The organism is Klebsiella spallanzanii (assembly GCF_902158555.1).
Classification (GTDB): Bacteria; Pseudomonadota; Gammaproteobacteria; order Enterobacterales; family Enterobacteriaceae; genus Klebsiella; species Klebsiella spallanzanii.
The window spans coordinates 179,496-204,095 of sequence record NZ_CABGGS010000047.1 but is presented as its reverse complement, the minus strand read 5'-3'; the positions used below and the strand labels follow the sequence as shown (position 1 = coordinate 204,095).

The window sequence follows — 24,600 nt, the reverse complement described above, 5'->3', positions numbered from 1 at the left end:
CAGTATTTGGTTTTAATATTCTGTGCCATTGTTTTTAATAAAAGGATGGGGCGTATTCAGACCTTCCCCATCAAGGAAAATAAAAAGAGAAAAATTAAAATTGCCAGTACTTATGCTGAGATTCAGGGTGACAGAATTTTTCTATTTACCTCCTCGGATTCGTTTCAAAGCGGGCAACGGTCCAGGCCGTCGTTTGCTCGTGCAGCGTTAGCCCAAGACCATGGCGGTCAGGAACGATCATATGACCGTCGCGTATTTCCAGACGCTCGTTGAATACCGGTTCCAGCCATTCGAAATGTTCGACCCAGGTTTCATGCGCGTATGCTGCGGCCAGGTGTAGATGAATTTCCATAACAAAATGCGGAGCCATCATCAGACCATAATCTTCCGCCATATTCTGGACTTTCAGGAATGGCGTGATGCCGCCGATGCGTGGCGCATCGTGCATCACAAGGTCGACGGCGTTGCTGCGGATATAGTCGGCCACTTCTCTGGCGCTGGTCAGCATTTCCCCGGAGCCAATCGGCGTATCAAGCTGCGAAGAGAGCATTTTGTGGCCTTCGATATCCCAGGCATCGAGCGGCTCTTCAATCCATTGCAGGTTGAACTGCTCCATTGACCGCCCCATTCGTAATGCCGTTGTTCGATCCCACTGTTGGTTAACGTCGACCATCAGAGGAGTATCATCGCCCAGATGCTGACGAATCGCCGCAACGCGAGCCAGGTCGATACGCCGGTCGGGATGCCCGACTTTCATTTTGATGCCACCGATGCCCCGGGCGAGAGATTGGGCGGATTTATCCAGAATCTCGTCAACGGAGGCTTGCAGATAGCCACCTGAAGTGTTGTAGCAGCGTACCGCATTGCGCTGCGCGCCGAGCAGTTTGGCCAGAGGTAATCTGGCTCGTTTGGCCTTGAGATCCCACAAAGCGGTATCAAAAGCGGCAATCGCCTGCGGGCCCAGGCCGCTACGGCCAATGGAGGCTCCGGCCCACAGCAGTTTGTTCCATAAGCGAGCGATATCGTTAGGGTCTTCCCCCACCAGCAGAGGGGCGATTTCCCGCGCGTGGGCAAACTGTGCCGGGCCGCCGGTACGTAGCGTATAGGTGAAGCCAAGACCCTTCAGGCCTTCCTCCGTTTCAATCTCAGCAATTAACAAGGCGACATCTTGCAGCGCATTTTGCCTGCCGGTGAGCACTTTTGCGTCACTGACGGCGGTCGTCAGCGGGACGGTGACGGAGGAGAGTTTGACATTGCAGATCGGGTCTGCCGGGGTAGAAACAGGGTTTTGTAATCCAGACATAGATAAACCTTTTTATGGTGTGAATCAGGGCTTTACCAGAGTGCAACGAACGGTTCATACTGTCTAATCCAATTAGAGGATTGATTTATACCGGGTTTGTATAAATGTTTGAGTTGAGCCAGCTACGTTTCTTTATGGCGGTAGCCACCGAGTTGAACTTCTCGCGCGCAGCACGGCGCTTAAATATGACCCAGCCGCCGCTCAGCAGGCAGATCCAGCTTCTTGAGCATCAGTTGGGTGTTGAGCTGTTTGAGCGTTCGACGCGCTCGGTTGTATTGACTGCCGCAGGAAGGCGTTTTTTGGTCGAAGCGCAGGACTTGCTACAGCGGGCGCATACCGCGACTTTGACGGCGCAAAAAGTATCCAGGGGCGAGGTTGGAGCGCTAACGATAAGCTTTGTTTCAAGCGCGGTTTATGCGTTTCTGCCGCGGACGATTGCCGAAGTAAAACGGCGATTCCCGCAAATAGACATCGCGCTCAAAGAAATGACGACTAGCGAACAGTTCGAGGCTCTGCGTCTGCGACAATCTGATATTGGCATTGTTCGTGCGCCGTTGGCGCTGCCCGGCGTGAAGACCGAGTTGTTAATCAAGGAGCCGTTTGTCCTGGCGCTTCCTCGCGATAATATTCTGGCGCAGTGTGAATCTCTTGTATTGGCCGACCTTGAGAAACAGCCGCTCATTATGTATGCCATGACCTCCTGGCAGCCTTTTTATGAGCTATTAACGGGGATGTTTCGCTCTGCGGAGATCCAGCCAGAATATGTGCAGTATCTGGAGTCGACGCTGACAATTTTGTCGCTGGTTAATGCCGGAATTGGCTGTGCGCTGGTACCAAAGAGTGCGACGAGTATTATGTTTTCAGAGATGGTTTATCGACCTGTTGCTCTTCCCGCAGGGATCGAAAGTCGGCTCTGGCTGGCGTGGCGGGAGGATAATGATAACCCGGCATTTAAAGTGGTTCTGGATGCGATACGTGAGGCTGTAAGATAATTACGCTCTGAGCGCAATGCTTAAAATATTCACGTTATTAATTGTTTGTGTCTTTAACTCACCCATCCTTAATGAGTCGGCGCTTATTGCTACCCGTCTCATTTGATAATAATTAAATTTATGAATGCACTACGGTAATATTTATAAAAGCGGCATTTGGTTCTGTCTGGAAAAGTGATAACACAGGGATGAAAAAATGATTATAGGAATAGATTTAGGGACAACAAACAGTCTGGTTGCGGTCTGGCTGGAGGGAAACGCGGTATTAATTCCCAATGCCTTGGGTAAATTGCTCACCCCGAGTGTGGTTAGCGTTGACGACGACGGCATGGTGCTGGTAGGCGAAGCGGCCCGCGACCTGCAACTGGTGCGTCCGGCCAACTGCGCGGCGAACTTCAAGCGGATTATGGGCACTTCGCAGACCATTATGCTCGGCAAGCAGGCATTTCGCCCGGAAGAGCTTTCCTCACTGGTACTGCGTCAGCTAAAAGAAGACGCTGAAAATTTCCTTGGCGAACCGGTGACGGAGGCGGTGATCAGTGTTCCCGCATATTTTAGCGACGTACAGCGTAAAGCGACCAAAATCGCCGCCAGCATGGCCGGACTGACCGTTGAGCGCTTAATTAACGAACCGACCGCCGCCGCGCTGGCCTATGGTTTACACAATCAGGAAGATGAACATCAGTTTTTAGTCTTCGACCTTGGCGGCGGTACGTTTGATGTCTCTATTCTGGAATTATTCGACAATATTATGGAAGTGCGCGCCAGCGCCGGGGATAACTTCCTCGGTGGTGAGGATATCGTGGATATTCTGGTCGAGGCCTTTCGCCATCAGCAGGAATTCCCGGAAGAGATCGAATGGCGAGAGCCGACCCTACAACGGCAGCTGCGAGTAGAAGCTGAGCGGGTTAAGCGGGCATTAAGCCTGCGTGAAACGGCCATTTTCAGCGTGGAAATCGAGAGTGAGCGTTATCAGTGGGAAATCACCGAGGCGGATTTTGAACTGCTGCTGGAATCATTTTTCGCCCGCATTCGGGAACCGCTGGAAATGGCGATTCGCGATGCCCGGCTGGATATCTCGCAGCTCGATCAGGTGGTTCTGGTGGGGGGAACCACGCGGATGCCGCTAATTCGTAAGCTGGTGGCGCAGCTCTTTGGCCGCCTGCCGGCAATGCATCTGAATCCGGATGAGGTGATAGCGCAAGGGGCGGCGATTCAGGCAGCGCTCAAGATGCGCGACAGTGAACTTGAGGATGTGGTAGTCACCGATGTTTGCCCTTACACCCTGGGCGTCGATACCTCAAGGTCGCTGGGCCACACGCGAGAGTCGGGTTATTTTGCGCCGATAATTGAGCGCAACCGCAGTATCCCCTGTAGCCGGGTGCGGAATTTTTATACCGTTAATGACGACCAGACCAACGTTGATTTTAAAATCTACCAGGGCGAGAGCCGGATGGTGGAGGACAATATCTTTCTGGCCGAAATGTCTATTGCCGTGCCGCCAAAACCGGCGGGGCAGGTCGAAATACAAGTGCGTTTTACCTACGATATTAACGGGCTGCTCGATGTTGATATTCATGTACCGTTAACCGGCAACCGCAGCAGCCTGCTGATTGAGCAGCATCCGGGCACATTGACGGAAGAGCAGATCCAACTGTCGCTGGCTAAGCTCAGCGAACTGAAAATCCACCCGCGCGACGAGCAGGCGAACCGGGCGCTGATGGCCCGTCTCGATCATCTCTATCAGTTGAGCCTTGGCGATGCCCGTGAATGGGTTAGCGAGTGCTCGCGGAAGTTCAGCTATCTGCTGGAAATGCAGGAAAGCGATCGGATCGCTGCCTTTCGTGAACAGGTTAATCACATTCTCGACGGCATAGATACGGACCGGCTGCTATGAGTTGCTGGGAAATATTAGGCCTGGAGCCGGGCGCCGAGCAGCGCGAAATTAAGCGGCGGTTTGCTCAGTTAGTGAAGGTCAATCGTCCAGAGGAGGATCCGCAGGCGTATCAGCGGCTACGTGATGCCTATGAGCAGGCGCTGGCTTCTACGGATGATCACCGCTCGCAGCCAAACGTTGAGCCTTGCGCTAGCGCGGGCGTCAGGCCGCTTGTTTTGCCGTGCGTTACGCCCGTTAGCCCGCCGCCTCCGGTTATCCGGGAGAATGGCTGGGCTGAGGTGCTGGAGACTCTGTTGGTGGAAAATAAGCGCCTCCCGGAAGCTGCCGACTGGCAGCTGGAGCGGGCGCTGGTGGATCTTGTCGCGTTTGATCTGCAATCGCGTTTGCAGTTTGAAACCACGCTGATGGCAAAGCTGGCGCGGGACCATCGTCCTTTGTTGATGCTGGCGGCGGCGGAAAAGTTTAAATGGCATCTGGTGACGGATAAGGATGATACTGGCGCGCGAAGCACCATTAACGACCATTGCCTGATCTATCGGCGCATTGAGCGGGATATTGCGCCGCTTTTCTTTAACGGCATGAGCTGTATTGACGAAATAGAATGCGGCGAAAAGCTTAGCGATATTTATGCCGCATTGCAGCACGATGCGCAAAGCCTGCAATGGTTTGATACCGCTGTACTATTGAAAATAGCCGGTTTTTCTCTTTCCCCTACTTTCTTGGGTTTTTTAAGTGAAAAGATAGAGTGGGCGGTTCCGGTTGAGCAAACGGCATCGACCTGGTCGTTAAGCGAACGGTTTTATTCTTTATCGCTTATTCATCATCTGGCTTATGAAAAAGTACTCGGCTCGATGGGGTTAGAATCTGGTCATTATCACGTCTCAAAAGTGGTAGCAGGTTATATCAAAGAAGTTGAACGTGAGTATATCGTCTCATGCTATGGGCAGGAGACAACAGAGGGTTGGGGTAGAAACAGCAACAGTATGGCTTCGGGGCACCCTTATCGTCATATTCGTTCCTGGCTTACGCATTCCGCAGAGCAAGGTGATGCGCATGCTCAACATCACCTCGGATGGATTTGTGAACGAATGCGTAATAACTACGCTGCGGTACTCTGGTACGCCAAAGCGGCGGAACAAGGATTTACGCTTTCGCAAAGCGCCCTGGCGCGATTGTATATTGCCGGAAGCGGTATATCTCAAGATTATCCGCTGGCTATAATGTTGTTTACCCGGGCGGCTGAGCAAAACTGTGATATCGCCAAATATAACCTGGCGATCCTCCATCGTGATGGCATAGAGGTCAATCAGGATAAGAAGCTGGCGTTTGATCTGTTCCATCAGGCTGCGTTGCAGGGTAATTGGGGGGCACAGAACGAAGTGGCGAAAGTGTATGACCAGGGAGATGCTGCTGCGCAAAATTATCAGCAGGCGTTGCACTGGTATAATAAAGCTGCCGAACAAGGTCATCGCAACGCACAATATCGCTTAGGAAAAATCTACAGCGAAGGGATAATGATGTCTCCGGATTATCAGCGAGCGCTTTCCTGGTACAGCAAAGCGGCTGAACAGGGATCCGCCGATGCGATGTTCGAGCTGGGATATCTTTATTATACCGGAGAATATATTGCCGCTGATATTGAGCAGGCGGTTCACTGGTTTTCGGAATCGGGTCAGCGGGGCGTGGCGCAAGCAGCATTTATCCTCGCAGAGATTTATGCCACGGGTAAAGATGGCGTAAAAAAAGATGAAAGCAATGCCTGCTACTGGTATGAAAAAGCCGCCAGATTAGGTTCCGTCGAAGCGCAGGGCAAATTCGCGGCGATGTATGCCCTCGGGACGGGTAAAGAACAGAACTATCTTGAGGCCTGGGCGTGGATCATTATTGCCGGAGGCGATAATCCGCATATCGATAAAGAAACCGTACGGCAAAAACTATCCGCTGAGGAGATGGCGGAAGCGCAAGCGATGGCTGCAAGGTATCGGCGGATATTTCAGCTTAAATAAAGGTGAAAGAAGAAAAGGAGTTCTGAGATGACGTGCTGGGAAATATTAGGTCTGACGCCGGGCGCCGAGCAGCGCGAAATTAAGCGGCGGTTTGCGCAGTTAGTGAAGGTCAATCGTCCGGAGGACGATCCTCAGGCGTATCAGCGGCTACGTAACGCCTATGAAGCGGCGCTGAACTGGGAAGAGGAGGACGATGTCTTTCCTGATGAAGAAGAACACACCGAACGGGATAATATCAATATTCGTCAAGATCTTGCTGATATCCCTCAGCCGCAAATACGAACCCACCGTCGAGCGCCGGGCGCGGTGAGCGCGTCTTTGACCTGGCAAAATGTTCTGGAGCGCCTGTTTCTGGCGAATGAAAAGCTCCCGGAAAATGCGCAGAAGCAGCTAGAAAGCGCTTTGTATGAACTCGAGCTTCTGGACCTCAAATCGCGCATACGTTTTGAGGAGGCGCTGCTGGTCAACCTGCACCAGATATCGCGCCCGTTACTGGTATTAGCCGCGGCAAAAACCTTTCGCTGGCATCTGGTTGCGGGAGGCGCTCAGGCCAGTATCCAGACGGCGATAAACGAAGGCTGTATTCTGTATCGTAAAATTGAAACAGAAATAGCGCCTTATTTATTTGCCGGGATGTCGGCTAGTGATGAAGTTGAATGCGGCGATAAAATTAAAGATAGCTATTATTCCTTGCGGGATAACGAGAAAAGTAAGAAGTGGTTCAATTTTGCGCTGCTGATGCAGATTGATCAGCTTCCGTTGTCGGCACCATTTTTACGTCAGCTCACAGAATTGGTTGAATGGTCATATAAGCCGGAAAAAGAACGTCGCGCGTGGTCTTTGTCCGACCGTTTTCATGCCCTGGCTGCCGTGCATAAACAAAGTTATCGCAAGCTAATTAACGCGCTGAACGTACAGAATAATGGTTACGCCTCATCAATGGTGGTTAGCAGCTATTTAAGCGCCGCAGAACAAGGCCATGTTTTTTCATATAACAAGCTCGCACAAAAATATTTTATTGGCGCGGATGTCGAAAAAGACGATACCCAGGCGGCGTACTGGTTTACCCGCGCGGCGGAGTCAGGGCATATTTCTGCCCAGCACAACCTTGGGACCCTGTATCGCGATGGCGTTGGCGTTGAGGCAAATGCGCAAGAAGCGTTTAAATGGTTTATGCAGGCCGCGCTGCAGGGCGATGACAAGTCGCAATATGCCGTGGGGTTTATGTATAAGTCAGGTTCCGGTATCGAGCAGAATCTGACGTTGGCGTTTGAGTGGTACCTGAAGTCCGCTGAGCAGGGACATAACTGGTCACAGCTTGAAGTGGCAAAGATGTTACGTAGCGGAACGGGCGTTGAAGCGGATCTGGCTAAGGCTTTTGCCTGGTGCGTTAAAAGCGCAGGGAGTGGGTATGACGCCGCGCAAAGTCAATTGGGGATTATGTACTTTCACGGCTGGGGCGTCGCGCAGGATTATCACCAGGCCAGGAAGTGGTATCTCAAGGCGGCAGATCAGGGGGAAAATACTGCGCAACATAATCTGAGTATTCTCTACCGGGACGGGCTGGGGGTGGAAAAAGATCTCCAAAAATCGTTTGAATGGTGTTATCAATCGGCCATCCAGGGCTTTGTTAATGCGCAAAATGAACTTGGGCATAAATATTATTACGGGCAGGGCATCCCGCAGAATTACACCCTGGCCTATGAATGGTTTAGTAAAGCCGCTGAACAAAATGATTCTTGTGCGCAATTTTATCTTGGTGATATGCATCGGCTCGGGAAAATTACCAACAGCGATGCGAAACAGGCGTTTTATTGGCTAAGTCTCGCGGTCGAACAGAACTACAGCCATGCGCAATTTGCCCTCGGGATGCTCTACCTTTACGGTGTTGGTGTGGAGCAAAACAGTCGGATAGCTTTTCATTATATCCATGCCGCTGCCTTGCAAGGGATCGCAACAGCACAAAATAGAGTGGCCATTATGTTTGAGGATGGAAATGGTGTGAATCAGGATTTCCATCAGGCATGCAAATGGTACACGCTCGCGGCAGAACGGGGCGATAAGGACAGCCAGTTTAACCTTGCGCAGTTGTATAAAAAACACCTTTCTGATTGTCGTCAGGCTGTTTACTGGTTTACGCAGGCCTTTGAGCAAGGTCAGGATACCGATGCGGCATTTATGCTGCATAAGATCTATCTGGAAGGCGGCGAGGGCGTGGAGAAGGATGAGGAACAGGGCTTTACCTGGTGCGCGCGGGCGGCGCTCAGGGGCCACAAACAAGCTCAGGATGCGCTTTCTACGCTGTATCACCGTGGATGCGGGACCGAGAAAAGTAACGTCGATGCCTGGGCATGGGCGCTTATTTATGGCCCGGCAGGGATGAAGTTGAGAATAAAACGAGCGATGTCACCGGAGGAAATTGCAGAGGCGCAAGCGCTGGCAAAACAATTAATCATTCAGTGTGAGCTGGAAAGCAGCTATCATCCATTGCCATAAAAATAACGCCTCACCCATCAGGTGAGGCGTTACCGGTGCCTTAAATCACACCCTGAGCCAGCATAGCATCTGCCACTTTCACGAAACCGGCGATATTCGCGCCGCGAACGTAGTTAGTCTGTTTCGCTTCACCGCCGTATTCTACGCAGGCGTGGTGGATATCCAGCATGATGTGATGCAGACGGGCGTCCACTTTCTCCGCTTTCCAGCCCATGCGCGCGGCGTTCTGCGCCATTTCCAGGCCAGAGGTGGCTACGCCGCCGGCGTTAGCCGCTTTACCCGGTGCGAACAGTACGCCCGCTTCGAGGAACAGATCGGTTGCCGCGATAGTGGTTGGCATGTTTGCGCCTTCCGCGACGGCCTTAACGCCGTTGGCAATCAGCTGACGAGCCGCATCGACATCCAGTTCGTTCTGGGTAGCACACGGCAGAGCGATATCCGCCTGTACGCCCCACGGCTGTTTGCCTTCAAGATAGGTCAGGCCGAACTCGCGGGCGTAATCGGCTACGCGACCGTGGCAACGCTCTTTAATATCGATCAGGCGGGCCAGTTTTTCTTTGGTGAAGCCAGCTTCGTCAACCACGGTGCCGTTGGAGTCGGAAGCCGTAATCACGCGCGCGCCAAGTTCCATCGCTTTTTCAATAGCGTATTGCGCGACGTTGCCCGAGCCGGACACCGCGACGCGAGCGCCTTCAAAGCCTAAACCGTGGCGCTTAAGCATCGCTTCGGTGAAGTAGATCAGGCCGTAACCGGTTGCTTCCGGACGAATCAGGCTGCCGCCGAAGGAGAGCCCTTTCCCGGTGAACACGCAGGCGCTGTTGTTGGAGAGCTTACGCATCATCCCGGCCATAAAGCCCACTTCACGACCGCCTACGCCAATATCACCTGCCGGAACGTCGGTATCCGGGCCAAGATGACGATACAGTTCGGTCATCAGCGCCTGGCAGAAACGCATCACTTCGCCATCGCTCTTGCCTTTAGGATCGAAGTCGCTACCGCCTTTCCCGCCGCCCATAGGCAGGGTGGTCAGGGCGTTTTTGAAGGTTTGTTCAAAGCCAAGAAATTTCAGAATCGACAGGTTTACAGAGGGGTGGAAACGCATACCGCCTTTGTACGGGCCGATGGCGGAGTTGAACTGTACGCGCCATGCGCGGTTAACCTGAACCTGATTACGGTCATCAACCCAAACAACGCGGAACTGGATAGCACGCTCTGGTTCAACCAGACGTTCAAGCAAATTCAGCTGACGATAGCGCGGATTTTCCTCAAGGAAAGGCCACAGGGTGGTCATCACCTCGCGGACTGCCTGAGCAAATTCAGTTTGGTTTGGATCGCGCTGTTGAACGCGGGCAAGAAAACCTTCCAGAGTGCACGTCTGATCCATTGATATAAGTTCCCCTTATGATTGTGATTGCATTTATTTATTATGATTCGGCTCTTGAAAAGGCCGATTTTCCGACTATACCACCGGGAATCGTTAGTTAAGCAAGGAAAAATTGTTCAGAAAGCAAAATTTATAATCAGGCATTGGTCATAATCAAAAACGATGACAGTAGCCTGACAAAATTAGCGGGAAAGGAGAGATGCGCGTTGTGCGATAAAGGCTTCCAGCAGGGGGATATCGGCTGGCGCAAGGTTGAAGGTCAAGGCCTCCTGCGGTGAGCACCAGCATAGCTGGCTGTGGTAGTGGGCAGTAGGCTCACCGCTAAACTGCGCAACCCACCAGGCGTGAAGGTGTATCAGACGGGCGGAGACTTCACGCTGATGGCTGGCGATATAGCATTGCGGTTGGGCGACGATCCCGAGTTCTTCCTGAAGCTCCCGCGTTAGCGCCTGTGCCTGAGTTTCGCCTGGTTCAACTTTACCCCCGGCAAACTCCCACATTCCCGGTTGATCCGCGTGGGGGGGCCGCTTTGCCAGCAAAATTTGCCCGTTGCGTTCGATAATGGCGGCAACAACATCAATAGTTTTTAGCATGTGAATCATCGTTCTGTGCGGGATAATGGCCTATTATCACCGCCTTCGTGCCGTTCAATCAATTCTAAACCCGCTGGAGAGACTTTGTGCTTGACCGTCATCTGCACCCTCGACTGAAACCTGTGCTCAATGCGACCGCAGCCCTGCTGGATCGTCCCGCGGTCTCTCCCGATGGCCTGACGCTATTTGGCTTTGCGATAGGCGTGCTGGCGCTGCCGTTTTTAGCCCTGGGCTGGTATCAGGCAGCGCTGGTGGCGATTGTTCTTAACCGCCTGCTGGATGGTTTAGACGGCGCGCTGGCCCGCAGGCGCGGGCTAACCGATGCAGGTGGTTTTCTGGATATTTCGCTCGATTTCCTGTTTTACGCTCTGGTGCCGTTCGGGTTTATTCTTGCCGACCCGGCGCACAATGCGCTGGCGGGCGGCTGGCTGCTGTTTGCTTTTATCGGTACCGGCAGCAGCTTTCTGGCTTTTGCCGCGCTGGCGGCGAAGCATCAAATTGATAATCCAGGCTATGCCCATAAATCGTTTTATTATATTGGCGGGCTAACGGAAGGGACGGAGACCATTGCGCTGTTTGTGCTGGGCTGCCTGTTCCCTGAATGGTTTGCCTGGCTGGCATGGATTTTTGGCGCGCTGTGTTGGCTGACGACCTTTACGCGGGTGTGGAGTGGTTATGTCACACTTAAACAGGTGGGAGTTTAGTGAGCATATTTGATGCCGGGCGGCGGCTGACGGGTTCACAGTCGTCTGCGGTCCGGTAGCCCGGACAGATGCGTAGCATCGCCTCCGGGAAGCAGCACGTAGCAAAGCTGTTTCCCGGCGGCGCATGTTGCCAATAAGCGAATTACTTACTGCTATCCGGACCGCGCTCCCCGTGAGTAACCGGGTTTTTCGGATTACTGCTCCATTCGTACCAGCCGCCATCGTACACCGAGACGTTTTGCCAGCCCATTGCCCAGGCGTACATAAACGTTTCTGAGGCGCGCCAGCCGGTACCGCAGTAGAAAGAGACCTGCTGGTTCGGCAGAATATTCCATGATTTCCACATGGCGGCGATATCATCGGCGCTGCGCATGGTGCCGTCCGGATTATGGAAATCCTCCATATGGGTGGAGTCGCTTCCGGCATGGCCCCAGCGGGCCCCGGCAATCTCCCCCATCGGCTTGATGTAGCTGTAGCCGCTGGTGGCGCCAATAAACTCTGGCCAGGAACGAATGCTCACCAGAGAAGCGTCCTGGCGGTGCAGCAGGGCGCGGGCCTGCTCGGTATTAAGCATCAGCTGCGGCTGACCGGGAATCGTCGCGCCGAAGTCCGGCTCAGGTTGTTGTTTCGGCGGCGTACCACGTTCAACCGGCAGCCCGGCGTCGGACCAGGTTTTCCATCCGCCGTCGAGCAGACGCACATCTTTCACTCCGGCGTAGAGCATAATCTGCGCCACGCGGGCGGCGGCATACACATCACGACCGTACAGGATCACCGTGGTGTCATGGCGAATACCATGTTTTGCCAGCATTGTTTTAAGCTGCTCGTCGGAAACTTTGTTCCACAGCGGCTCGCTCTCCACCTCGTTGGTGTCGATATAACCCGCGCCCGGAATATGGTTAAGCAGATAAAACTTCGGCGCGCCCCAGGCGGCTTCAAACACCTTCCACTGTCCGGCAGGGGCTGCGGTGACCTGTTTACCCTGCTGGAGGTCGTGCAGCCACTGCGGATAAATCAGTTGCTCAAAATGCGGCAGCTTCTGCAGGCGGTCCGTCTGATTCAGGGCATCGCCGAGTGCGCTGAGATGAGTGAACCCGGCTGCTTTAAGGCGTGCGGCAACTTTTGCGTTGTCGTCTGTATCTCCGTACAACGCAATTGGCGTGGATGCCTGCAGATTATGCTGCTTAGCCCAGGCGCTCATCTGCTCATCGTTCATGGCGCCAAGCCAGCTGGCGGAAAGATTCAGCGCCTGCGGTTCATGGCCCTGTGGGCCGTTGGCGTTTTGCGGCCAACCGTTATAGAAAGCGCTGAGACGCGTATCAATGGCGACGCCGTTCTGCTGTTGCAGCGTGGAAAGCGTTAGCGTTGGCATGGTTTCAGCGGCGAAGGTGGAAGTAGCAGCAAGCCCCATCAGCAGGGCGAGTGCGGTCAATTGAGAAACACGTTTCATCGAAATGCCCGACAGTAGAAAATTGAGCGGCAATTCTCCGCGTTATCAGCGGAGAATTCTTTGCGATAGCGCAGGCTTTCAATGCCAGAGGCTCATATGCAAACAGCGCCCACCGGCAGGCTTATCCTGATTGTCATGGGTCACCAACACGGCAGGAATCGCCTGTCGTGTCAGTTCGCTGAACACCCACTGACGAAAATCAGCGCGCAGATCAACGTCGAGACGATTAAACGGTTCATCCAGCAGCAGCGCTCGCGGCTGGGCCAGCAGGGCGCGTAGCAGGCTGACACGTGCACGCTGACCGCCGGAAAGCGTCGCCGGATCGCGGGTGTAGAAACCGGGTAGCCCGGCCCGTTCGAGGGCCTGCTCCACCTGAACTTTGCGCTGTGTTCCCTTAATTTGCGCTGGAAGCGCCAGCAGCAGGTTCTGCCCGACGCTGAAATGGTCGAACAGCAGCGCGTCCTGGAACAAAATGCCAATGCGCCGCCGTTCAGTTGGTAAATTATCGCCGCGCTGGTTATCCAGCCACAACTCGCCTGAAGCGCGGAAATTCTCCGCCAGCGCGCCCACCATCCAGGCGAACAGGGTGGATTTGCCGCTACCGGACGGGCCCATTAGCGTCAGTACTTCGCCGGGGGCAACCGAAAAATCCACGTTGTGCAGCAGCGTCTGTTTTTTAAGGCACAGAGTGAAGTTTTTGACGGTCAACATTAGCGTAACCCTTGTCGATAGCGGCCCGTCAGCCAGGCCAGCAACGCGGTGAAGGCAAAGAAAACTGCCGGTAAAAGAAGCTGCCATAACGCCTGGGCGGCGAGGATTTGCGTATCGCCGCCGCTGCTCAGGGCCACGGCTTCGCTGGTGAGCGTTGGAATACGTCCACCGCCTAACCACAGGGTCGGTAAATATTGCGCGATGCTCACCGAAAATCCGACCGCCAGCGCCGTCAGCAGCGGGCGCGTCAGCGAAGGGAGCGTGACCCGCCAGAAGATACGCCCTTGCTGCCAGCCGAGAGTCCGCGCCACCAGCATCGCGCGCGGATCTCGCCCGCGCCACGCTGGTTGCAGAATAAACAGCATCCACGGTACCACCCACAGTAGATGTCCCCATAAAACGGTGATCCACTCGCCGTCCAGCCATGCATACAGCGCCAGCTGGTACTGGCCATCCGCCAGCGGCAGCGCGGGTAAAATCAGCGGCAGCCAGATCCCTCCGCCGAAGCGGGAAGGGCCAAGTTCCAGCCACAGCAGGCAAATGACCGCGCCGATAAACGCTGAGCATAGCCCAAGCCACAGGCTGTTGCCGACGCTCTCGCTGACCGGCGGGCTGCTCTGCGCCAGCGCGGCAAGCAGCAGGGCGCAGGCCACCCCGCACAGCGGCAGGAGTATGGCGAAACTTTTCCCGGCGAGGGCTTGCGGCTGCGGGTGACGGATTCCCTGAACCCGCGGTATTCGCCGTCGCCAGGCACGCCAGATCCCCCACGCCGCCAGCGCCATCATGACCAGAATTAGCAGTAATACCAGGCTGGCGAGCGCCCCTTTATTCTGCTGTAGTTCATCGCCCTGGTTTAACCATTGCCAGGTCAGAACTGCCAGCGTCGGCGGGTTGCCTGGCCCAATCACCAGCGCGACGTCCACCGCCGAAAGGCTCCAGGCGGTGGTCGCCAGCAATACTATCGACAGCGCCGGAAGCAGCGCGGGTAACACTAACCACTTCAGGCACTGCCAGCGGCCGTAACCGAGGCTTTTTAATACCGTGGCCTGCCCGGCCAGGCGTTTCTCCCCCAGCAGGCCATAAACCACCCACAGCAGAAACGCGCTCTCTTTAACCGCCATCGTCAGGCCCAGACCGATACCGTAGCGGTCGACAGCCGGGGATAAAAAGGGGAGCAAGCGATAGAGCCAGCCGCCCTCGGCGAACAACAGCAGGGCGGCGGTAGCGAAGGCCACGTGAGGCACCGCCAGCAGCAGCGGGAGCCTTCTCACCAGCCGTTGCCAGCCAGTCGATGGCCAAAGTGCGGCAACAACAGTGGCGGTGATAAGCAGCGCACCGCCAACCGACAGCAGGGTAGAGACGAGGGTCGCCACCAGCGCCTGAGTGAACTGTGGATCGGCAAACAGCGCCTGCCAGCAGGAGAGGCGCAGTGCTGGCAGCGCCATCAGTGAAGCCGCCGGGAGCAGCGGCAAATAGATCAGCGCTACCAATCCCCAGGTTAGCAGCGTTAGTGCGTACCGTAACGGCGCAGCCATTCCTGCTCCAGCGCATCAACCCAGGCAGCGTGCGGTTCGCCCAGCATTGGCGGCATATTCTGCGGCACAACGGCGTTAAAGGCCTGGCGCTGAGTATCCGTTAAACTCGCCGGATCCAGCACGCTGGGGTCGCCCCATATTGCCGGGTCAGCTTTGCGCAGTTGCGCTTCGGGCGAGAGCAGGAAATTGGCGACCACTTTTGCGCCCGCCGCTGCGCGGGCGTTGGCTGGGATCGCCACAAAGTGGACGTTACCGAGCATGCCCTCGCTGAAGCCGAAGCCGTAACTGTCTTTCGGCAATTCTCCGCTCGCTGCTTTTTGCTGCGCGTGAAGCGGGTTGAAGGTCAATGAAAGCTTAAGCGTGCCGCTCGTCAACATCGCATCCATACGAGCGGGCGAGGCCGGGAAGTCGCGACCCTGACGCCACAGTAAAGGGTGGAGCTGGTCAAGGTATTGCCACAGCGGCGCGGTTACGGCGGCGAAGGTGGCCTCCTGCGGCGGCTGGCGCAGGGCATCGGGTTGTTGGGTCAGCGTCAGCAGCAGTTGTTCGAGAAAAGCGGTGCCGGTGAAATCTGGCGGGCGCGGATAGGTGACGCTGCCGGGATGGGCGGCGGCGAACGTCAGCAGTTCCTGCGGGTTTTTGGGCACGTCGGGCGTTTGTGAACGGCGGGCGATAAAAGTGAGCTGCGCGCCGCCCCACGGTGATTCTGCGCCGTCGGTCGGGATAGAGAAATCCTCGCGCACCGGTTTTTGCGTATCAACAAAGCGCCAGTTGGGCAAGGTTTCTGCCCACTGGGTTTGCAGCAAATTTGCGCTTTTCAGGGTACGGAAGTTCTCGCCGTTCACCCACAGCAGATCGATTGAACCGCCTTGACTGCGTCCGGCACGGGCTTCGGTCTGGATACGCTTTACCGCATCGGCGGCATCGGCGATATGCACGATGCGCAGATCGATGGCGTAGTCGCGTTTGACCTCACCGCTGACCCAATCAAGATAGCGGTTGACCGCCGGATCTCCACCCCAGGCGTTAAACCATACCGTCTGACCGCGGGCTTCTTGTTGCGTGGATTGCCAGCTGGCGCTGGCGGTCAGCGGGGAGAGCAATAGTAAAGCGAAGACCAGCAAACTGCGCATAACCACTCCTTATGGTTTTGAATCGGTTGGGATCTGGCATAGCCCCTGTGCGGGGATCGCCATCGCCGAATTAAAGCGCGCCGACAGGTTCTGTAAACCGATAAGCGCCGTGAGTTCGGTCAGCGCCTGGGCATCAAATTGCGCGGCCATTTTACTGCGCAGCGCATCGTCGACGACCGGCGGCGTCATGCTGGCGGCTTCGGCATATTCCAGCGCCAGCCGCTCGCGTTCACTGAATAAGGTGCTGTCTCGCCACCCGGCGACCGCCAGCAGTTTATCGCTGCCGCCGGTACGTTCCGCCAGTTTCATATTGGTAATATCAATGCAAAATTCGCACAAGCACAGTTGCGCAACCCGAGCGCTGACCAGCGAACGCAGCACCGGGTCAAGGGGAGAGCGTTTACGCTCCAGGTAGCCGACAAACATCGACACCAGGTAAAATACCAGCGGAATGCGCCCCCACCAGCGGATAGGGCTGAGCACTTCGCCGTAGTGGCGGCGGTGCAGCCATGCCTGCGGGCGAAGAATCAGGGGAATTGACTTAAGGGGCGGTAAGCTCAACGTGAACTCCTCTTTTGCTGTTCAAGATAGAGTGCTTTCGCGACGGCCACCACAATCGCCAGCGCAAACAGGACTGATAAACCTGTCACCAGCCAGAAGGTGCCGCCGGTCAGCAGGCTGCTGGTCCATGAATAGACTATCGTTGCGGGCAACTGGCCAAGGCCGGTGGCCAGCATAAAGTGGCGAAAGCGCATTGACGTTAACCCGGCGGCATAGCTCACAGGATCAAAAGGCACGAAGGGCAGCAGGCGGCAAATTAAGATGGTGTGTTTACCGTAGCGGGTAAAAAAGCCATCCATACTCTGCAATACGCTTTTGCCGGTAAGCTTTTCCACCACTTCGCGACCGAGAACTCTGGCGATGAAAAAGCACAGCGCCGCCCCGGCCATGGAACTTACCCACGACAGCACGCCGCCCCAGAAGGCACCGAACAGGGAGGCGTTGGCGAAGGTTATCAGGAAGGCGGGCAGCGGGGCGATAATCGCCTGCAGAATCATCAGCGCGAAGGAGACCAGCGCGGCCTGCGGCCCCCAGGAGTCGATAAAGCGCTCAATCGCCTGCTGATCGAGTGTGGCAAAAGTCGCGAGGCTATGCTGCATAAACGCATTGACATCGGGTATGAGCCACCATGCCAACAGAGCCGCAAGCAGCATAAGGCCAATGGTTATCCGGTAGAGCGCTTTGCTATTTTTCATTATTAGCCTGCAATTGTTCGGTATCGATTCGCCGGTAGCGGGCATATCTTTTCGCCGCCTGGAGCAGGGCAAATAAGGCCAGTCCCGCGAGCGTCAGTTTAAGCACAAAGAGAAGCGTGATACCGTCGCGGATAAGCTCGCTGGCCATCAGCGTATAAATAAATATGCCGGGTAAGGTGGTGATAGCGGAAATAAAGGTGAATGACCAGAATGGAATAGCCGTCAGACCATAGGCATAATTCTGGATATTATAAGGAAATAGCGGGATGAGGCGGGTCAGAATTAAAAAATCAGTTCCGCTGCGGGAGATACCTCTTTCGATTGCCTGAAATATCGCCGTCTGACCGACGTATTTTAGCAGCAGCTCACGGCCCAGCCAGCGGGCGAACAGAAACGATAGCGAAGAGGCGACGGTCGCGGCCAGCAGCGATAGCACGGTGCCTGGCAGCGGGCCAAAAATAATCCCTCCAGCAATCACTAAAATACTGCCAGGGATCAGGCATAGGGTGGCGATAATAAACAGCAGAATATAGAGCGTATAGCCGAAGGTACCGCTTTGGCGAATAATCTCACGCAGGTACTGAAAATTGGTGACCAGCTCGGTAAAACCAGACTGCTGGATAATAAAGGCCACAATGCTCAATACGACCACAACAGAAAGCAGCTTATACTCTGCTTTATGACGGCTTCTTTTGCATTGGGTTCTCCTCTACTACGCGGGCGGTCAAAAGTGCGCGCGACAGTATAATAGTTTGCCGCCGTTCACAATCTATTACGTTAGCTTTTTTGATATGGCTCAGGCTCTCCGGGATGGAGAACCTGTCATTGCGGATATTTACGGCTTGAAGGTCGCCCATACCGGCGCGTGGTCGGATGGTTTTTCCATCCCACGGATTTCGTAGTCGATACCGGTTTCGACGCAGCGCTGCGCCAGCGGATTGCTCGCCAGCAGCAGGTCGATACGCAGCCCACGGTTATCATCAAAGCCTTTTGAACGGTAGTCGAACCACGAGAAGTGCTCGTTGTCCTGCGGATTGGCGTGGCGGTATGTATCGACCAGACCCCAGCCCAGCAGGCGCTCCATCCATTCACGCTCTTCCGGCAGGAACGAACATTTGCCGGTACGCAGCCAGCGCTTGCGGTTCTCTTCGCCGATACCGATATCCAAATCGGTTGGGCTGATATTCATATCGCCCATGATGAGAACCGGATTATCTTTATTCAGCTCAGTATCCAGATAGTTTTGCAGATTCTGGTAAAACGCTGCTTTCGCGGGGAATTTGGTTTCGTGATCGCGGCTTTCTCCCTGCGGGAAGTAACCGTTAATCACCGTCACGTTGCCAAACGGGGAAGGGACTTCCGCCATGATGATGCGGCGCTGGGCTTCTTCTCCATCGTTTGGAAACCCGCGACGCACGGAGACTGGCGTTTCTTTGGTCAGCAGCGCGACGCCGTAGTGGCCCTTCTGCCCGTGATAAAAGACATTGTAGCCAAGCTTCGCCACGTCTTCGAGCGGAAACATATCGTCATGAACTTTCGTTTCCTGTAGTCCGATGACGTCCGGCTGGTGTTTTTCGATGATGGCGGCCAGCTGATGCGGGCGGGCACGCAGGCCGTTGATATTAAAAGAGACAAATTTCATAGTCGCTGCCACTGTGCAAGGTGAATAGTGCAGGGATGGTAGCAGAAATTCGCCGGGCTGGCTGCGTTGAGGCGGTTTATTCTGCCAATTGCAGTGGTTGGTAGCCTGTTTGCACAAACTGTGCACCATTGTGGAACGCGATGCGCCAAAAAAGGGCGAATATTACCGATAAATTTCGTCAAGGATCACAATTACAGAATTATATTTTACCTCTGCATAATCTTTCTTTTTATTCCACTACAAAAGGCTCTCGTGACATTTTTATTCACTTTTTATGCATTTAATGTGAATAAGTGTATTTTATAACTTATTGATATTTCGTTGTTGACTTCAATTTATGCACTTTCCCCTCTGGCTGGCACGAACCGTGCAATCTACATTTACAGCGTAATAACCATGTTTATTAACATTATTTAAACTTTTTATTTACCGGAAGAGGTCGATATGTCTCAGTCAATTACGCGTAGCCACTTTGATGAATGGATGATGCCTGTATACGCGCCAGCGGCTTTTATTCCGGTACGCGGCGAAGGTTCACGCCTGTGGGATCAGCAGGGAAAAGAGTATATCGATTTTGCGGGCGGCATTGCGGTGAACGCCCTCGGTCATGCGAATCCGCAACTGGTGCAGGCACTGACCGAACAGGCGGGGAAATTCTGGCATACCGGCAACGGTTATACCAATGAGCCGGTATTGCGCCTGGCTAAACAGCTGATTGACGCCACCTTTGCCGACCGGGTCTTTTTCTGTAACTCCGGGGCTGAAGCCAACGAAGCGGCGCTCAAACTGGCGCGTAAATATGCTCACGACCATTTTGGTAGCCAGAAGAGCGGCATTGTGGCTTTCAAAAACGCCTTCCATGGCCGAACGCTGTTTACCGTTTCCGCTGGCGGCCAGCCCGCCTATTCGCAGGATTTCGCGCCGCTGCCGCCGCAAATTCAGCACGCTATCTATAACGATCTTGATTCGGCAAAAGCGCTGATTAATGACGATACCTGTGCGGTGATCGTCGAGCCGATGCAGGGTGAAGGGGGCGTAGTGCCCGCTGATCCCCATTTCCTGCGCGGTCTGCGCGAGCTGTGCGATGCGCATAACGCACTGCTGATTTTCGATGAAGTGCAGACTGGCGTCGGGCGCACCGGTGAGCTGTACGCCTATATGCACTATGGCGTCACGCCGGACGTGCTTTCGACCGCTAAAGCGCTGGGCGGCGGTTTCCCCATTGGCGCGCTGCTGGCAACCGAGCGCTGCGCCAGCGTAATGACCGTTGGCACTCACGGCACAACCTACGGCGGCAACCCATTGGCCTGCGCGGTGGCGGGGGAAGTACTGTCGATCGTCAATACCCCAGCCGTGCTCAACGGCGTTAAGCAGCGCCATCAGTGGTTCAGTGAACGACTCAACGCCATTAACGCGCGTTACGGCCTGTTTAAAGAGATCCGTGGTCTGGGGCTGCTGATCGGCTGCGTGCTGAAAGAGGAATATGCCGGGAAGGCAAAGGCTATCAGCAACCAGGCGGCGGAAGATGGGCTGATGATCCTGATTGCTGGTGCGAACGTGGTGCGCTTTGCGCCCGCGCTGATTGTCAGTGAAGAAGAGGTCAACAACGGGCTGGATCGCTTTGAGCTGGCCTGCAAACACTTTCTTGCGGGGGTCTCATCATGATGGTGATCCGTCCTGTTGAAAAAGGCGATCTGCCGGGGTTGATGACCCTGGCGGGCGAGACCGGCGGCGGCCTGACGTCGCTTCCGGCTGATGAGGCGACGCTCGCTGCGCGAATTGAGCGCTCGCAGATGACCTGGCGCGGTGAGCTGCCGAAAAGCGAACAGGGCTATGTGTTCGTCCTTGAGGATTGTACCAGCGGCGCGGTCGCGGGGATTTGCGCTATCGAGGTTGCCGTTGGGCTGAACGATCCCTGGTACAACTACCGCGTCGGGACCCAGGTCCATGCTTCGAAAGAGCTTAACGTCTATAACGCCTTGCCGACGCTGTTTCTCAGTAACGACCACACCGGCAGCAGCGAACTGTGTACGTTGTTTCTTGACCCGAAATGGCGCAAAGAGGGCAACGGCTACCTGCTGTCGAAATCGCGCTTTTTGTTTATGGCCGCGTTCCGCGAGCGCTTCAACGAAAAAGTGGTGGCGGAGATGCGTGGGGTTATTGATGAGCATGGCTATTCGCCGTTTTGGGAAAGCCTCGGCAAGCGTTTCTTTGCGATGGAATTTTCCCGCGCTGATTACCTGTGCGGCACTGGACAAAAGGCATTTATTGCCGCGCTGATGCCGAAGCATCCGCTGTACATCGACTTTCTATCCGATGAGGCGCGCGCGGTGATCGGCGAGGTCCATCCGCAAACGGCCCCGGCCCGCGCGGTGCTGGAGAAAGAGGGTTTCCGCTATCTTAATTACGTCGACATCTTCGACGGTGGTCCGACGCTGGAGTGTGAAATTAACCGCGTCAGGGCTATCCGCAAAAGTCGGCTAGTCACCGTCGCAGAAGGAGAGCCCGCGCCTGGAGAGTGGCCAGTGTGTCTGGTCGCCAATGAGCAATATCAGCAGTTTCGCGCCATGTTAATTCACGCAGATCCGGAAACCGATCGCTTAATGTTAAGCGCGCGCGAACTCGATGCCCTGAAATGCCACGTCGGCGACCTGGTCAGACTGGTTCGCCTGTGCCCCGAGGAGAAAAAATCATGAGTCTATGGATTAACGGCGACTGGCAAAGCGGTCGCGGTCCGACCCGCAGTAAAACTAACCCGGTGAGCCAGGCGCTGCTGTGGCAGGGTAATGATGCTGATGCCGAACAGGTTATGCTGGCGGTGAACGCTGCCCGTCAGGCGTTTCCGGCCTGGGCGCGTCAGCCTTTTTCTGCCCGCAAAGCGATCGCGGAAAAGTTCGCTACGCTACTGGAAGCGAACAAAACGGAATTAACTGCGGTTATTGCGCAGGAAACCGGCAAGCCGCGCTGGGAGGCGGCAACGGAAATTACCGCGATGATCAACAAAATCGCGATTTCGGTGAATGCTTATCATAGCCGTACGGGTGAAGCGCAGACCGCGATGGCTGACGGCGCCGCGACGCTGCGTCACCGGCCTCACGGCGTGCTGGCGGTGTTTGGTCCCTATAATTTCCCCGGACATCTTCCCAACGGGCATATCGTTCCGGCGCTGCTGGCGGGTAATACCGTGGTGTTCAAACCCAGCGAGCTGACCCCGCAGAGTGGCGAGGCGGTGGTCAAGCTGTGGGCCGAAGCGGGCTTGCCGCCCGGCGTGCTGAATCTGCTTCAGGGCGGGCGTGAAACCGGCGAGGCCCTGAGCGGGCAGGCGGATATCGACGGCCTGCTGTTTACCGGGAGTTCTACCACCGGTTTTCAACTCCATCGGCAGTTGGCCGGGCAGCCGGAAAAAATTCTCGCTCTCGAGATGGGGGGCAATAACCCGCTGATTGTCGATGAATCAGTGGACATTGATGCCGCCGTGCATCTGACCATTCAGTCCGCGTTTATCACCGCCGGACAGCGCTGTACCTGTGCGCGAAGGCTACTGGTTAAGCGTGGTGAGGCGGGGGACGCCTTTCTTCGGCGCTTCGTGACAGTGTCACAAAAATTGATTCCCGCTGCCTGGGATGCCGATCCCCAGCCTTTTCTTGGCGGGTTGATTTCAGCGCAGGCAGCGCAAAAGGTGCATCAGGCGTGGCTGACCCACGTTGCCAACGGTGGCAAGACGCTGCTGGAGCCGCGCTTGCTGCAGGCCGGAACGTCCCTGCTGACGCCGGGCATCATCGAGATGAGCGAGGTGGCGCAGGTAGCCGATGAAGAGGTCTTCGGCCCGCTGCTCTGCGTCTGGCGCTATGACGACTTTGACGAGGCGATTACCCTTGCCAACGCGACCCGCTTTGGGCTCTCGTGCGGGTTAATCTCTGCCGAGCGCGAGAAGTTCGATCGCCTGCTGCTGGAGGCGCGTGCCGGTATCGTTAACTGGAACAAGCCCCTGACCGGGGCCGCCAGCACCGCACCGTTCGGCGGTACCGGCGCATCCGGTAATCATCGCCCGGGAGCCTGGTATGCCGCAGACTATTGCGCCTGGCCGATGGCTAGCCTGGAATCGCCGGATCTGTCGCTACCGGCAACGCTCAGCCCGGGGCTGGATTTCCAGCAGGAGTCAGCCCAATGAAAGCCTGGGAAGTGAATTTTGACGGGCTGCCGGGCCTGACCCACCACTACGCCGGATTGTCCTTCGGCAACGAGGCCTCCACCAAACATCGCTATCGGGTATCGAATCCGCAGTTGGCGGCCAGGCAGGGGCTGAAAAAAATGAAAGCCCTGGCGGACGCGGGCTATCAACAGGCGCTGATCCCGCCGCAGGAGCGGCCAAACATCCCGCTATTACGCCAGATTGGCTTTAACGGTAGCGATGAGCAGGTGCTGGAAAAAGCGGCGCGACAGGCACCGGACCTGCTATCGGCGGTTAGCTCCGCGTCATCGATGTGGGTGGCAAATGCCGCCACCGTCTCCCCTTCTGCTGATTCGCTGGATGGTCGGGTACACCTGACCGTCGCTAATCTGAACGATAAATTCCATCGCGCCAGCGAAGCGCCGACCACCGAAGCGCTGCTGCGGGCTATTTTCCCTGATGAACAGCACTTTGCGGTACACGGCGCGCTGCCTCAGGTCTCGCTGTTCGGCGACGAGGGGGCGGCAAACCATAACCGCCTCGGCGACGAATATGGCGCGCCGGGCGTGCAGCTGTTTATTTATGGTCGCCAGCAAGGGGGCGAAAGCCACCCGCAGCGCTACCCGGCGCGGCAGACGCTGGAGGCCAGCCAGGCTGTTGCCCGCCTGAACCTGGTTAATCCCCGGCAGGTGATTTTCGCCCGACAAAATCCGGCGGCGATCGATAAAGGCGTTTTTCATAATGACGTCATCGCGGTGAGCAATCAGCAGGTGTTGTTCTGCCACGAGCAGGCGTTTGTTGATCAGCCGCAGTTGCTGCAACAGCTGGCGCAGCAGGTTCCCGGATTTACGCCGCTGGTGGTACCGGCAAATCAGGTCTCGGTTGAAGACGCGGTGGCAACCTATCTGTTCAACAGTCAGTTGCTCAGTAAACCGGAAGGCGGGATGCGGCTGATTCTGCCGCTGGAAGCGCAGGAGCATCCGGGTGCCTGGCGCTATCTGAATCGGCTGGTGGAGGGTGATAACCCAATAGATGAGCTGCAGGTTTACGATCTGCGCGAAAGCATGGCGAACGGCGGCGGCCCGGCCTGCCTGCGCTTGCGGGTGGTGCTGAACGAAAGCGAGCTGAAGGCCATCAATCCGGCGGTCATGATGAACGACGGGCTGTTCGTGACGCTTAATGACTGGGTGGACCGCTACTACCGCGATCGTCTGACTCAGGCGGATCTTGCCGACCCGCAGTTGCTGCGAGAAGGGCGTGAGGCGCTGGATCGCTTAACGCAAATCCTGCGCCTTGGCTCCGTGTATCCGTTCCAGCAATAAAGGAG

Annotated in this window: 20 protein-coding genes; 9 read left to right on the top strand and 11 right to left on the bottom strand. The window is 55.6% G+C overall.

Features of this window, described 5'->3' with window-relative positions; genetic code table 11:
- Positions 1–145: 145 nt before the first annotated feature.
- Positions 146–1,303 carry an L-talarate/galactarate dehydratase gene (locus FN082_RS29260; protein WP_142982846.1) on the bottom strand — a complete coding sequence of 386 codons (1,158 nt, stop codon included), beginning with the start codon at positions 1,301–1,303 and terminating at the stop codon, positions 146–148.
- A gap of 104 nt (positions 1,304–1,407) precedes the next feature.
- Between FN082_RS29260 and FN082_RS29255 the strand changes: the two genes are divergently transcribed.
- The 4 genes from FN082_RS29255 to FN082_RS29240 all read left to right on the top strand — a co-directional run bounded on the left by FN082_RS29255 (position 1,408) and on the right by FN082_RS29240 (position 8,694).
- Positions 1,408–2,295: a LysR family transcriptional regulator gene (locus tag FN082_RS29255; protein WP_139537917.1), complete on the top strand. Its 888-nt coding sequence runs from the start codon at positions 1,408–1,410 to the stop codon at positions 2,293–2,295.
- A gap of 196 nt (positions 2,296–2,491) precedes the next feature.
- Positions 2,492–4,192 carry a molecular chaperone HscC gene (locus FN082_RS29250; RefSeq protein ID WP_142982845.1) on the top strand — a complete coding sequence of 567 codons (1,701 nt, stop codon included), beginning with the start codon at positions 2,492–2,494 and terminating at the stop codon, positions 4,190–4,192.
- The gene (locus FN082_RS29245; protein ID WP_142982844.1) at positions 4,189–6,198 is read left to right on the top strand and encodes a J domain-containing protein; all 2,010 of its coding nucleotides are present in this window, start codon (positions 4,189–4,191) and stop codon (positions 6,196–6,198) included. The genes FN082_RS29250 and FN082_RS29245 overlap by 4 nt, the downstream gene beginning before the upstream one ends.
- A 27-nt stretch (positions 6,199–6,225) precedes the next feature.
- Positions 6,226–8,694, top strand: a complete 2,469-nt coding sequence (locus FN082_RS29240; RefSeq protein WP_142982843.1) for a J domain-containing protein — start codon at positions 6,226–6,228, stop codon at positions 8,692–8,694.
- A gap of 40 nt (positions 8,695–8,734) precedes the next feature.
- Here the strand turns inward: FN082_RS29240 and gdhA are convergent, their stop codons facing one another.
- Together gdhA and FN082_RS29230 are read right to left on the bottom strand one after the other, a co-directional pair.
- On the bottom strand, positions 8,735–10,078 hold the full coding sequence (gene gdhA, locus FN082_RS29235) for an NADP-specific glutamate dehydrogenase (protein WP_139537921.1): 1,344 nt from the start codon (positions 10,076–10,078) through the stop codon (positions 8,735–8,737).
- A 182-nt stretch (positions 10,079–10,260) separates the two neighbouring features.
- Positions 10,261–10,671, bottom strand: a complete 411-nt coding sequence (locus FN082_RS29230; protein ID WP_142982842.1) for a pyrimidine (deoxy)nucleoside triphosphate diphosphatase — start codon at positions 10,669–10,671, stop codon at positions 10,261–10,263.
- An 86-nt stretch (positions 10,672–10,757) separates the two neighbouring features.
- Between FN082_RS29230 and FN082_RS29225 the strand changes: the two genes are divergently transcribed.
- On the top strand, positions 10,758–11,375 hold the full coding sequence (locus tag FN082_RS29225; RefSeq protein ID WP_139537923.1) for a CDP-alcohol phosphatidyltransferase family protein: 618 nt from the start codon (positions 10,758–10,760) through the stop codon (positions 11,373–11,375).
- A gap of 142 nt (positions 11,376–11,517) precedes the next feature.
- On the opposite strand, the gene FN082_RS29220 is transcribed toward FN082_RS29225, so the two are convergent.
- The 8 genes from FN082_RS29220 to xthA form a co-directional block, all read right to left on the bottom strand.
- Positions 11,518–12,825 carry a rhodanese-like domain-containing protein gene (locus FN082_RS29220; protein WP_142982841.1) on the bottom strand — a complete coding sequence of 436 codons (1,308 nt, stop codon included), beginning with the start codon at positions 12,823–12,825 and terminating at the stop codon, positions 11,518–11,520.
- 78 nt (positions 12,826–12,903) lie between these two features.
- Entirely contained in the window at positions 12,904–13,536 is a 633-nt protein-coding gene (locus FN082_RS29215) for an ATP-binding cassette domain-containing protein (RefSeq protein ID WP_139537925.1), read from the bottom strand.
- Positions 13,536–15,071, bottom strand: a complete 1,536-nt coding sequence (locus tag FN082_RS29210; protein ID WP_142982840.1) for an ABC transporter permease family protein — start codon at positions 15,069–15,071, stop codon at positions 13,536–13,538. Before FN082_RS29210 ends, FN082_RS29215 begins: the two co-directional genes overlap by 1 nt.
- Entirely contained in the window at positions 15,044–16,204 is a 1,161-nt protein-coding gene (locus FN082_RS29205; RefSeq protein WP_139537927.1) for an ABC transporter substrate-binding protein, read from the bottom strand. Before FN082_RS29205 ends, FN082_RS29210 begins: the two co-directional genes overlap by 28 nt.
- A 9-nt stretch (positions 16,205–16,213) precedes the next feature.
- Positions 16,214–16,765, bottom strand: a complete 552-nt coding sequence (locus tag FN082_RS29200) for a carboxymuconolactone decarboxylase family protein (protein ID WP_142461500.1) — start codon at positions 16,763–16,765, stop codon at positions 16,214–16,216.
- Positions 16,762–17,460 carry a TVP38/TMEM64 family protein gene (locus FN082_RS29195; RefSeq protein WP_142982839.1) on the bottom strand — a complete coding sequence of 233 codons (699 nt, stop codon included), beginning with the start codon at positions 17,458–17,460 and terminating at the stop codon, positions 16,762–16,764. The genes FN082_RS29200 and FN082_RS29195 overlap by 4 nt, the downstream gene beginning before the upstream one ends.
- A complete protein-coding gene (locus FN082_RS29190) occupies positions 17,450–18,112 on the bottom strand; it encodes a TVP38/TMEM64 family protein (RefSeq protein ID WP_142982838.1) in 663 nt (220 codons plus the stop codon). Before FN082_RS29190 ends, FN082_RS29195 begins: the two co-directional genes overlap by 11 nt.
- A 183-nt stretch (positions 18,113–18,295) precedes the next feature.
- Complete coding sequence (xthA, locus tag FN082_RS29185; RefSeq protein WP_112216759.1) at positions 18,296–19,102, bottom strand: exodeoxyribonuclease III; 807 nt, start codon at positions 19,100–19,102, stop codon at positions 18,296–18,298.
- 444 nt (positions 19,103–19,546) lie between these two features.
- On the opposite strand from xthA, the gene astC reads away from it, so the two are divergent.
- The 4 genes from astC to astB are packed head-to-tail and all read left to right on the top strand — an operon-like array spanning position 19,547 to position 24,595.
- Positions 19,547–20,767: a succinylornithine/acetylornithine transaminase gene (astC, locus tag FN082_RS29180; protein WP_139537931.1), complete on the top strand. Its 1,221-nt coding sequence runs from the start codon at positions 19,547–19,549 to the stop codon at positions 20,765–20,767.
- Positions 20,764–21,798 carry an arginine N-succinyltransferase gene (gene astA, locus FN082_RS29175; protein ID WP_139537932.1) on the top strand — a complete coding sequence of 345 codons (1,035 nt, stop codon included), beginning with the start codon at positions 20,764–20,766 and terminating at the stop codon, positions 21,796–21,798. Before astC ends, astA begins: the two co-directional genes overlap by 4 nt.
- Positions 21,795–23,273, top strand: a complete 1,479-nt coding sequence (gene astD / locus FN082_RS29170; RefSeq protein ID WP_142982837.1) for a succinylglutamate-semialdehyde dehydrogenase — start codon at positions 21,795–21,797, stop codon at positions 23,271–23,273. The genes astA and astD overlap by 4 nt, the downstream gene beginning before the upstream one ends.
- Positions 23,270–24,595, top strand: a complete 1,326-nt coding sequence (gene astB / locus FN082_RS29165) for an N-succinylarginine dihydrolase (protein WP_139537934.1) — start codon at positions 23,270–23,272, stop codon at positions 24,593–24,595. The genes astD and astB overlap by 4 nt, the downstream gene beginning before the upstream one ends.
- The last annotated feature ends 5 nt before the right edge of the window (positions 24,596–24,600 follow it).

What these genes read in the sequence shown, in the direction of transcription:
- FN082_RS29260 (WP_142982846.1), bottom strand. Translation starts at nt 1,303, where the DNA reads ATGTCTGGATTACAAAACCCTGTTTCTACCCCGGCAGACCCGATCTGC.
- FN082_RS29255 (WP_139537917.1), top strand. Translation starts at nt 1,408, where the DNA reads ATGTTTGAGTTGAGCCAGCTACGTTTCTTTATGGCGGTAGCCACCGAG.
- FN082_RS29250 (WP_142982845.1), top strand. Translation starts at nt 2,492, where the DNA reads ATGATTATAGGAATAGATTTAGGGACAACAAACAGTCTGGTTGCGGTC.
- FN082_RS29245 (WP_142982844.1), top strand. Translation starts at nt 4,189, where the DNA reads ATGAGTTGCTGGGAAATATTAGGCCTGGAGCCGGGCGCCGAGCAGCGC.
- FN082_RS29240 (WP_142982843.1), top strand. Translation starts at nt 6,226, where the DNA reads ATGACGTGCTGGGAAATATTAGGTCTGACGCCGGGCGCCGAGCAGCGC.
- gdhA (WP_139537921.1), bottom strand. Translation starts at nt 10,078, where the DNA reads ATGGATCAGACGTGCACTCTGGAAGGTTTTCTTGCCCGCGTTCAACAG.
- FN082_RS29230 (WP_142982842.1), bottom strand. Translation starts at nt 10,671, where the DNA reads ATGCTAAAAACTATTGATGTTGTTGCCGCCATTATCGAACGCAACGGG.
- FN082_RS29220 (WP_142982841.1), bottom strand. Translation starts at nt 12,825, where the DNA reads ATGAAACGTGTTTCTCAATTGACCGCACTCGCCCTGCTGATGGGGCTT.
- FN082_RS29215 (WP_139537925.1), bottom strand. Translation starts at nt 13,536, where the DNA reads ATGTTGACCGTCAAAAACTTCACTCTGTGCCTTAAAAAACAGACGCTG.
- FN082_RS29210 (WP_142982840.1), bottom strand. Translation starts at nt 15,071, where the DNA reads ATGGCTGCGCCGTTACGGTACGCACTAACGCTGCTAACCTGGGGATTG.
- FN082_RS29205 (WP_139537927.1), bottom strand. Translation starts at nt 16,204, where the DNA reads ATGCGCAGTTTGCTGGTCTTCGCTTTACTATTGCTCTCCCCGCTGACC.
- FN082_RS29195 (WP_142982839.1), bottom strand. Translation starts at nt 17,460, where the DNA reads ATGAAAAATAGCAAAGCGCTCTACCGGATAACCATTGGCCTTATGCTG.
- xthA (WP_112216759.1), bottom strand. Translation starts at nt 19,102, where the DNA reads ATGAAATTTGTCTCTTTTAATATCAACGGCCTGCGTGCCCGCCCGCAT.
- astC (WP_139537931.1), top strand. Translation starts at nt 19,547, where the DNA reads ATGTCTCAGTCAATTACGCGTAGCCACTTTGATGAATGGATGATGCCT.
- astA (WP_139537932.1), top strand. Translation starts at nt 20,764, where the DNA reads ATGATGGTGATCCGTCCTGTTGAAAAAGGCGATCTGCCGGGGTTGATG.
- astD (WP_142982837.1), top strand. Translation starts at nt 21,795, where the DNA reads ATGAGTCTATGGATTAACGGCGACTGGCAAAGCGGTCGCGGTCCGACC.
- astB (WP_139537934.1), top strand. Translation starts at nt 23,270, where the DNA reads ATGAAAGCCTGGGAAGTGAATTTTGACGGGCTGCCGGGCCTGACCCAC.